Source organism: uncultured Limnohabitans sp., from assembly GCF_937889215.1.
Lineage (GTDB): Bacteria > Pseudomonadota > Gammaproteobacteria > Burkholderiales > Burkholderiaceae_C > Limnohabitans_A.
In genome coordinates this window covers 1-8,933 of record NZ_CALBEX010000307.1, presented here as the reverse complement: position 1 = coordinate 8,933, position 8,933 = coordinate 1, and the positions used below count along the sequence as shown (strand labels likewise).

The 8,933-nt window shown below is 59.2% G+C and carries 9 protein-coding genes; 8 read left to right on the top strand and 1 reads right to left on the bottom strand.

Translation table 11 applies throughout. The features are described 5' to 3' along the window. The 6 genes from Q0341_RS07865 to Q0341_RS07840 all read left to right on the top strand — a co-directional run. The coding region (locus tag Q0341_RS07865; protein WP_299511838.1) for an aminotransferase class I/II-fold pyridoxal phosphate-dependent enzyme at window positions 1-578 on the top strand (578 nt) is incomplete at its 5' end. Window positions 579-628: 50 nt separating this feature from the next. Beyond that, window positions 629-1,951, top strand: a complete 1,323-nt coding sequence (locus tag Q0341_RS07860; RefSeq protein ID WP_299511836.1) for a homoserine dehydrogenase — start codon at window positions 629-631, stop codon at window positions 1,949-1,951. Continuing rightward, window positions 1,951-3,396, top strand: coding sequence for a threonine synthase (gene thrC / locus Q0341_RS07855; protein WP_299511835.1), 1,446 nt, complete (start codon window positions 1,951-1,953; stop codon window positions 3,394-3,396). The genes Q0341_RS07860 and thrC overlap by 1 nt, the downstream gene beginning before the upstream one ends. A 6-nt stretch (window positions 3,397-3,402) precedes the next feature. Further along, the gene (gene glp / locus Q0341_RS07850) at window positions 3,403-4,659 is read left to right on the top strand and encodes a gephyrin-like molybdotransferase Glp (protein WP_299511833.1); all 1,257 of its coding nucleotides are present in this window, start codon (window positions 3,403-3,405) and stop codon (window positions 4,657-4,659) included. After that, a complete protein-coding gene (gene moaD, locus Q0341_RS07845; RefSeq protein WP_299511831.1) occupies window positions 4,656-4,907 on the top strand; it encodes a molybdopterin converting factor subunit 1 in 252 nt (83 codons plus the stop codon). Before glp ends, moaD begins: the two co-directional genes overlap by 4 nt. Before the next feature lie 4 nt (window positions 4,908-4,911). Then, window positions 4,912-5,400 carry a molybdenum cofactor biosynthesis protein MoaE gene (locus tag Q0341_RS07840; protein ID WP_299511829.1) on the top strand — a complete coding sequence of 163 codons (489 nt, stop codon included), beginning with the start codon at window positions 4,912-4,914 and terminating at the stop codon, window positions 5,398-5,400. Between the two features lie 29 nt (window positions 5,401-5,429). Here the strand turns inward: Q0341_RS07840 and Q0341_RS07835 are convergent, their stop codons facing one another. Then, window positions 5,430-5,981 carry a hypothetical protein gene (locus tag Q0341_RS07835; protein ID WP_299511827.1) on the bottom strand — a complete coding sequence of 184 codons (552 nt, stop codon included), beginning with the start codon at window positions 5,979-5,981 and terminating at the stop codon, window positions 5,430-5,432. A gap of 87 nt (window positions 5,982-6,068) precedes the next feature. Here Q0341_RS07835 and clpB point away from each other — a divergent pair, with 87 nt between their 5' ends. Together clpB and Q0341_RS07825 are read left to right on the top strand one after the other, a co-directional pair. Next, window positions 6,069-8,675, top strand: coding sequence for an ATP-dependent chaperone ClpB (gene clpB / locus Q0341_RS07830; protein ID WP_299511825.1), 2,607 nt, complete (start codon window positions 6,069-6,071; stop codon window positions 8,673-8,675). An 85-nt stretch (window positions 8,676-8,760) separates the two neighbouring features. Continuing rightward, the coding region (locus Q0341_RS07825; protein ID WP_299511840.1) for a thiamine pyrophosphate-binding protein at window positions 8,761-8,933 on the top strand (173 nt) is incomplete at its 3' end.

Genomic DNA, 8,933 nt, shown 5'->3' with positions numbered 1-8,933 from the left:
CGCTGGCCAGTTTGTCGCAAGATGTTTTGACGCTGACCTTCAACTCGTTGTCTAAAAGCTACCGCTCTTGTGGCTACCGTGCGGGCTGGATGGTGATTTCAGGCGACAAGAAAGTGGCCCGCGATTACATCGAAGGCCTGAACATGCTCTCTAACATGCGTTTGTGCGCCAATGTGCCCGGTCAATGGGCCATCCAGACGGCGCTGGGTGGACACCAAAGCATCAATGAACTGGTGGGCGAGGGCGGTCGATTGCGCAAGCAGCGCGATTTGGCGCACCAATTGATCACGGCCATTCCTGGCGTCAGCTGCGTCAAGCCCCGTGCGGCTTTGTACATGTTCCCGAAACTGGATTCGAAAATTTACCCGGTGCAGGACGACCAGGACTTTTTCTTGCAACTGCTGGAAGAAACCAAGGTCATGCTGGTGCAGGGCACGGGCTTCAACTGGCCCGATGCCGACCATTTCCGTATCGTATTTTTGCCGCATGAAGACGATTTGCGAGAGGCGATTGGCCGCGTGGCACGCTTCTTGGAAGGTGCACGTCAACGATTTGGCACCGATAGTCTCGCTGCCTGAATTTTCAAGAATTGCCTGGCTTGGCTGGGCACAACGTCAAAGAGTAGTGAATGAAACCGATCAAAGTAGGCCTGTTGGGCATGGGCACTGTAGGCAGCGGCACTTTCAATGTGCTTCTGCGCAACCAAGAAGAAATCCAGCGTCGTGCCGGCCGTGGCATTGAAATCGCCATGGTGGCCGATCTGGACGTGGCAAGGGCCCAAGCCCTGGTGGGTGAGGGTGTTCAGGTGGTGGCCGATGCCCGTGCGGTGATTGCCAATCCCGAAATCGACATCGTGATCGAATTGATCGGCGGCTACGGCATTGCCAAAGCCTTGGTGATGGAGGCGATTGCTGCTGGCAAGCATGTGGTGACCGCCAACAAAGCCTTGCTGGCCGTGCATGGCACTGAGATCTTTGCAGCGGCCCAGGCCAAAGGTGTGATGGTGGCTTTTGAAGCGGCCGTGGCCGGAGGTATTCCGATCATCAAGGCGCTGCGCGAGGGTTTGACAGCCAACAGCATCCAGTGGGTGGCGGGCATCATCAACGGCACCACCAACTTCATCCTGTCCGAAATGCGTGACAAGGGCCTGGACTTTGGCGATGTGCTCAAGGAGGCTCAGCGCTTGGGTTATGCCGAAGCCGATCCGACTTTTGACATCGAGGGTGTGGACGCCGCGCACAAAGTGACCCTGATGAGCGCGATTGCCTTTGGCATTCCGGTGCAGTTTGACAAGGCCTATGTCGAAGGCATCACCAAGTTGGGCGCGGCCGACATCAAGTACGCCGAGCAATTGGGCTACCGCATCAAGCTGCTGGGCATCACCAAACGTACCGCGCAAGGCATTGAGTTGCGCGTGCACCCCAGTCTGGTGCCGACTCAGCGCTTGATCGCCAACGTAGAAGGCGCCATGAACGCGGTGATGGTGCAAGGCGATGCCGTGGGCACGACCTTGTATTACGGCAAAGGTGCAGGCTCTGAGCCCACCGCCAGCGCGGTGATTGCCGATCTGGTGGACATCACCCGTTTGCACACCGCCGACCCTTTGAACCGTGTGCCACACCTTGCCTTCCAGCCTGGCTCCATGAGCAACTTGACCGTGTTGCCCATGTCCGAGGTGGTGACCAGTTATTACTTGCGTTTGCGTGTGGCAGACCAAGCGGGCGTGCTGGCCAAGCTGACCGGCTTGCTGGCTGAAGCGGGCATCAGCATCGACGCTGTTTTGCAGCGCGAGGCCGATCAGGTCAGCCAGGCCGGAGAGAACCAGACCGACGTGATCATCTTGACCCACGACACGCGCGAAGGCACCCTGAACGATGTGCTGGCCCAAATGCAGGCCCTGCCGACCGTGATGGCGCCTATCGTGCGCATTCGCAAGGAAGAGTTGAACTGATGCGCTACCTGTCGACCCGCGGTCATGCCGACCGCAAACAATTTTGTGAAATCCTGCTTGAAGGCCTGGCCCCTGATGGTGGACTTTACTTGCCCGAAAGCTACCCTCAAATCGACGCTTCGGCATTGACCCGCTTGCGCCAAGTCTGGCAAAGCCAGGGCTACGCGGCTCTTGCTTTTGAGGTGCTGTCGCTTTACATCGACGACATTCCACGCGATGCCTTGCAGGCTTTGTGCCGCAAGACCTACACAACTGAAGTGTTCGGCACGAAAGAGATCGTGCCGCTCAAGCCTTTGCAGGCGGCTGGACAAGCCCAGCCCGAGATGTTCCTGGAGGCCTTGTCCAATGGCCCCACATTGGCCTTCAAAGACATGGCCATGCAGTTGCTGGGCAATTTGTTTGAATACGAGTTGGCACGGCGCGGCGAAACGCTGAACATTTTTGGGGCCACCTCGGGCGACACCGGCAGTGCAGCCGAATACGCCATGCGCGGCAAAAAGGGCGTGCGTGTCTTCATGACCAGCCCGAACGGCCGCATGAGTCCTTTTCAGCAAGCGCAGATGTTCAGCCTGCTTGACGAAAACATCCACAACATCGCGATTGAAGGTGTGTTCGATGACTGCCAGGACATCGTCAAGGCGGTGTCTAACGATTTGGAGTTCAAGCGGAAATACAAAATCGGGACGGTGAACTCCATCAACTGGGCGCGTTTGCTGGCCCAGGTGGTGTATTACTTTGCTGGTTACTTCCAAGCTACGCAGCACAATGACCAAAAGGTCAGCTTCACGGTGCCCAGCGGCAACTTTGGCAACGTGTGCGCAGGCCATGTGGCCCGCATGATGGGCTTGCCGATTAACCGCTTGGTGGTCGCCACCAACGAAAACGATGTGCTCGACGAGTTTTTCCGTACCGGCGTTTACCGTGTGCGCGGCACGGCTGACACGCACGAAACCTCTAGCCCCTCGATGGACATCTCCAAGGCCAGCAACTTCGAGCGCTTTGTGTTCGACCTGCTGGGCCGTGATGCCGCCCAAACCAAAGCCATCTTTGGCGAAGGTTTAAGCCGCCACGGTTTCTTCGATGTATCAGGCGACCCACGCTTTGCCCAAGCCACTACCACTTACGGTTTTGACAGCGGCCGCAGCACCCATGCCGACCGCTTGAAGACCATTCAACAAGTGTTTGCCACCTACGGAATGATGATCGACACCCACACCGCCGACGGCGTGAAGGTGGCCAAAGAGCATCTGAACCCCCAGGTGCCCATGATCGTGCTCGAAACCGCTTTGCCCATCAAGTTCGCCGCGACCATCGTGGAAGCCTTGGGCCGCCAGCCTGAGCGCCCACCGCAGTTTGAAGGCATCGAAGCCTTACCCAAACGCGTGCTGGTCATGAAAGCCGATGTGGCTTTGGTCAAGGCATACATCCAGCAGCACTGCGACTGACCGCTTATGAGCACCGCCCCACGCGCCCCTTTGATGTCTTTGGACGACGCGCTGCAGGCGCTGCTTGCACGCATCACCCCCCTGACCGACGCTGAGTCGGTGGCCACCTTCGATGCCGATGGGCGAGTGCTGGCCGAAGACCTGGTGTCTGCTTTGCAGGTTCCGTCTTTTGACAATTCCTCGATGGACGGCTACGCGGTGCGCCGTGCCGATTTGTTGCAGCCGGGCGTCGCACTGCGTGTGACCCAGCGCATCGCAGCCGGTCACACCGGGCAGCCATTGCAGCCCGGGCAAGTCGCCCGCATCTTTACCGGGGCCCCCGTGCCCGAAGGCGCCGACGCCATCGTCATGCAGGAGCAAGCTGAGCCTGTGTCCGGAGAGCCCGATGCCGTGCGCTTTGCGGTGGTGCCCGAGCAAGGGCAGTGGATTCGCCGAAGCGGCGAAGACATCCGCCAAGGCCAGACGGCTTTGCAACGTGGCCAAAAACTGGGACCTGCCGAACTGGGCTTGGCCGCGAGCCTGGGTCTGGCGCATTTGCCGGTTTTGCGCCGCCCCCGGGTGGCTTTGTTTTCGACGGGCGACGAGTTGGTCATGCCGGGCGATGTGGCCCCGCAGGACATGCCCCCGGGCAGCATTTACAACTCCAACCGTTTTTTCCTGCGCACCTTGTTGCACCGCATGGGCTGCGAGGTGAGCGACTTGGGCATCGTGCCCGACCGGCGCGAAGCCACCGTGGCCGCGCTCAAAACTGCGGCCGACCACCACGACCTGATTCTGACCAGCGGCGGTGTGTCGGTGGGCGAAGAAGACCACGTCAAACCGGCGGTGCAGTCCTTGGGCGAGTTGAACCTGTGGCAAATCGCCATGAAGCCGGGCAAGCCCTTTGCGTACGGCCAGGTGCGGCGTCAGACCGCCGAGGGCGTGGCCCACTTTGTGGGTTTGCCTGGCAACCCTGTGTCCAGTTACATGACCTTTTTGCTCTTGGTCAGGCCCTTGCTGCGCCAATTGCAAGGCATGGTGCTATCCGCCCCAACGATCCAGCGCTTGCCTGCACATTTCGCGTGGCCCAAGGCCGACAAGCGCCGCGAATTCTTGCGCGTTCGCCGCAATGCCCATGGCGGGCTGGACCTGTTTCCCAACCAAAGCTCTGGGGTGTTGACCTCGGTGGTGTGGGCCGATGGGGTGGTGGACAACCCCGGTGGACAGACGATTGAGCTCGGCCAGTTGGTCGATTTTTGGCCTTTTTCGGAGTGCTTGGCATGAAAGTGCAGGTTCGCTATTTCGCCTCTTTGCGTGAAAGCATTGGTTTGTCGCACGAGACCGTGGAGACCCAGACGGCCGATGTGGCCGCTTTGCGCACCGAGTTGATGGCACGGGGCGAGCACTACAGAGCTTGTTTGTCGCCGGATCGCCCGGTGCGCATGGCCCTGAATCAGCTCATGGTGCAAGACAATGCCGCCCTGAGCGAGGGCTGCGAGGTTGGTTTTTTTCCACCCGTGACCGGAGGTTGACGCGATGACGCCCCGAGTCAGCATCCAGACGAACGACTTTGACGTGTCCACCGAGTTGGCTGCCCTGCAGGGACAGGACTTGCGGGTCGGGGCGGTGTGCAGCTTTGTGGGCACTGTGCGCGACACCCGGGCACTGACCGGTCAGGCAAGTGATGAAGTGCAAGCCATGGAGTTGGAGCACTACCCGGGCATGACCGAAAAATCGATCGAAGCCATGATCGACGAAGCGCATCGCCGATTTGACTTTTATGCGGCGCGTGTGGTGCACCGCGTGGGGCGTTTGCTGCCTGCAGACCAGATCGTGCTGGTGGCTGTGACCTCGGCGCACAGGGGCGAGAGCTTCAAAGCCTGCGAATTTTTGATGGATTACCTCAAAACACAGGCCCCGTTCTGGAAAAAAGAGCAAACCCCTGAAGGGGCACATTGGGTGGACGCCCGCGTGTCCGACGATGCGGCCTTGGCCCGATGGGGCATTCAGGCCCACAACGCTTGATTTCCGGTCGTGGGTCTGGCCGACCAGCTTCAGTGTGCGTAGCGAGGCGGCTCAGTTGGTGCCACTGGGCCTGTGTCGGTCGATTTGGCGGGGCTGGCCAAGCTGCGCCATTCTGCTTTCTCGATGGCCTGCTGGATCAGGTGCAGCATCCCGTGCACCAGGCTGACTTGCAGGTGCAACTGACAAGCGCGGGCTTGGGCTGGATCGGACTTGTCCTCAAAAGCAATTGCCAATGACCCGCCTGGCTTGATCGTCAAATGGGCATCGGTGATGAGCAGGGGTTCTGCCCCCAGCGGCCATTGTGTGGCTTGGTTTTCAAAAGGGGTGGCAAAGTCGGCCTTTTTCAAAAATGCATCGCGCTTGAGTTCACTCAGCAGGTTCTGCGATGGCCCATCGGTGGCCGCCACGCCGGGTTGCGCCGCCTCCAGACGCACGGCCGATTGTTCGATGGCGGGCAACAAACGCAGCGCCATGCGCCGCGTCAGCCAGAAACGGAACTCCTGCTGGTCCTGGGTGTTCAGGCGAAGCAACAAGCGGTCTTGGCGTTCATCGTGGTTCACAGACAGTTGGTGAATGTTCATGCTTTGATTTTAGGCAAAAGTGCCTGCCTCAACGGCCCTTGAAAATGCCACTTTCAGCACAAGTTGCCAAGCATTGGAGAAACACACATGCGAATTGACAAACTCACCACCAAGTTCCAGGAAGCCTTGTCGGACGCCCAGTCGCTGGCCCTTGGCAAAGACCATGCTTACATTGAACCTCAGCACCTGCTGGCCACCATGCTCAAGCAAGACGACGGCCCCAAAGCCATTTTGTTGCGAGCGGGCGTTCAGGTGCCCGCTTTGCTTCAAGCGGCCGAATTGGCCGTCTCGCGTTTGCCCCAGGTTAGCGGGCAAGACCAGGTGACCGTAGGTCCGGATCTGGTCAAGCTCTTGCAGGCAGCAGAGAAAGAAGCCATCAAACGCGGCGACGCCTTCATTGCAGGTGAATTGTTTTTGCTGGCACTGACCGAAAGCAAATCCGAGGCGGGGCGCATCGCCAAAGAGCATGGGCTGAACCGCAAAAGCCTGGAGACCGCCATCGAAGCGGTGCGTGGCGGCCAAAGCGTGGGCAACGCCGATGCCGAAGGCCAGCGTGAGGCGCTCAAAAAGTATTGCATCGACCTGACGGAGCGTGCCCGCATCGGCAAGCTGGACCCGGTGATTGGCAGGGACGACGAGATCCGTCGCGCCATCCAGGTTTTGCAGCGCCGCACCAAAAACAACCCGGTGCTGATCGGAGAGCCGGGTGTGGGCAAAACCGCGATCGTCGAAGGCCTGGCCCAGCGCATCGTAGCGGGCGAGGTGCCCGATTCGCTCAAGGGCAAACGCGTGCTGTCGCTGGACATGGCCGCTTTGCTCGCTGGGGCCAAGTTCCGTGGCGAGTTTGAAGAGCGTCTGAAAACCGTGCTCAGCGAATTGGCCAAGGACGAGGGCCAGACCATTGTGTTCATCGACGAGTTGCACACCATGGTGGGAGCGGGCAAGGCCGAAGGTGCGATGGACGCGGGCAACATGCTCAAGCCTGCGTTGGCCCGGGGCGAGTTGCATTGTGTGGGTGCAACCACATTGGACGAGTACCGCAAATACATCGAAAAGGACGCGGCTTTAGAGCGCCGATTCCAGAAAATTCTGGTCAATGAACCCACAGTGGAAGCCACCATCGCCATCTTGCGCGGCTTGCAAGAGAAGTATGAAATCCACCACGGCGTAGACATCACCGACCCGGCCATCGTGGCCGCAGCCGAGCTGAGTCACCGTTACATCACAGACCGTTTCCTGCCCGACAAGGCCATTGATTTGATCGACGAGGCCGCAGCCAAAATCAAGATCGAGATCGACTCCAAGCCCGAGGTGATGGACAAGCTCGACCGCCGATTGATCCAGCTGCAGATCGAGCGCGAAGCGGTGCGCAGGGAAAGCGATGAGGCTTCGCAAAAACGATTTGCCTTGATCGAAGAAGAGATCGACAAACTGAAAAAAGAAGCGGCCGATCTGGAGGAAATCTGGCGCGCTGAAAAAGCGCAAGCCCAAGGCGGCCAGCAGGTGCGCGAACAGATCGACCAACTCAAGCAGCAGATTGAAGAGTTGACCCGCAAAGGCGATTTCAACAAGGTGGCCGAGTTGCAGTACGGCAAGCTGCCTGCGCTGGAAAAAACCCTCAAGGAAGTGCAGGCCAAGGAAGCTGCGCCCGGCGAAAAACCGGTGCACCGCTTGCTGCGAACGCAGGTGGGTGCCGAAGAGATTGCCGAGGTCGTGTCCCGCGCCACAGGCATTCCGGTGTCAAAAATGATGCAGGGCGAGCGCGAAAAACTCCTGCAGATGGAAGACAAACTGCACCAGCGCGTCGTGGGCCAGGACGAAGCCATTGCGGCTGTGGCCAACGCCATTCGCCGCTCGCGCTCGGGCTTGTCCGATCCGAACCGCCCAACGGGCTCGTTCCTGTTTTTGGGCCCCACAGGCGTGGGAAAAACCGAGCTTTGCAAGGCGCTTGCTGGCTTTTTGTTTGACAGCGAAGACCACCTGATCCGCATGGACATGAGCGAGTTCATGGAAAAACACTCGGTAGCCCGCCTGATCGGTGCACCGCCGGGCTATGTGGGTTACGAGGAGGGTGGTTACCTGACTGAAGCCGTGCGCCGCAAGCCCTACAGTGTCTTGCTGCTGGACGAGGTGGAAAAAGCCCACCCCGATGTCTTCAACATCTTGCTGCAGGTTTTGGACGATGGTCGCTTGACCGATGGGCAAGGGCGCACGGTGGACTTCAAAAACACCGTGATCGTGATGACCTCGAATTTGGGCTCGCACCTGATCCAGTCGATGGTGGGCCAACCCGCCGAAGACATCAAGGACGCGGTATGGGACGAACTCAAGAGCCATTTCCGTCCCGAGTTCTTGAACCGCATCGACGAGACCGTGGTCTTCCATGGCCTGGATGCCCAGCACATCGCGTCCATTGCGCAAATCCAGTTGCAGGTGTTGCAAGCCCGCCTGTCCCGCATGGACCTGACTTTGAAAGTGAGTCCAGCGGCATTGTCTGAATTGGCGAAGGTCGGTTTTGACCCGGTGTTTGGCGCAAGGCCTTTGAAAAGGGCGATTCAGCAGCGTCTGGAAAATCCCTTGTCCAAACTGTTGCTGGAAGGGCGTTTTCCGCCCAAATGCACCATTGAGGTGTCGGTGGATCCAGTGCGTGCGCCGGGCCAGTTCGATTTCCAGGTGGTTGAACACGCGCTTTGAAGACGCGCTTCGGTGTCACAGGCCGTGCAAGCCCTCCTTGAACGGCTGTGACAGATGGCTTTCGTCGCCTTGGGCACAATAGGGCATGACTACAAAAATTGCTGGCCACCTGCTCGTTGAATGCCTTCTGGCCCAAGGCGTTACCCACGCGTTCGGCGTGCCTGGTGAGAGTTATCTGGCGGTGCTGGACGGCTTGCACCTGTGCCGCGATCAACTCACTTTTGTGACCTGCCGCCAAGAGGGCGGTGCGGCCTTCAT

Coding starts and splice junctions, on each gene's coding strand:
- Q0341_RS07860 (WP_299511836.1), top strand. CDS start 629: ATGAAACCGATCAAAGTAGGCCTGTTGGGCATGGGCACTGTAGGCAGC.
- thrC (WP_299511835.1), top strand. CDS start 1,951: ATGCGCTACCTGTCGACCCGCGGTCATGCCGACCGCAAACAATTTTGT.
- glp (WP_299511833.1), top strand. CDS start 3,403: ATGAGCACCGCCCCACGCGCCCCTTTGATGTCTTTGGACGACGCGCTG.
- moaD (WP_299511831.1), top strand. CDS start 4,656: ATGAAAGTGCAGGTTCGCTATTTCGCCTCTTTGCGTGAAAGCATTGGT.
- Q0341_RS07840 (WP_299511829.1), top strand. CDS start 4,912: ATGACGCCCCGAGTCAGCATCCAGACGAACGACTTTGACGTGTCCACC.
- Q0341_RS07835 (WP_299511827.1), bottom strand. CDS start 5,981: ATGAACATTCACCAACTGTCTGTGAACCACGATGAACGCCAAGACCGC.
- clpB (WP_299511825.1), top strand. CDS start 6,069: ATGCGAATTGACAAACTCACCACCAAGTTCCAGGAAGCCTTGTCGGAC.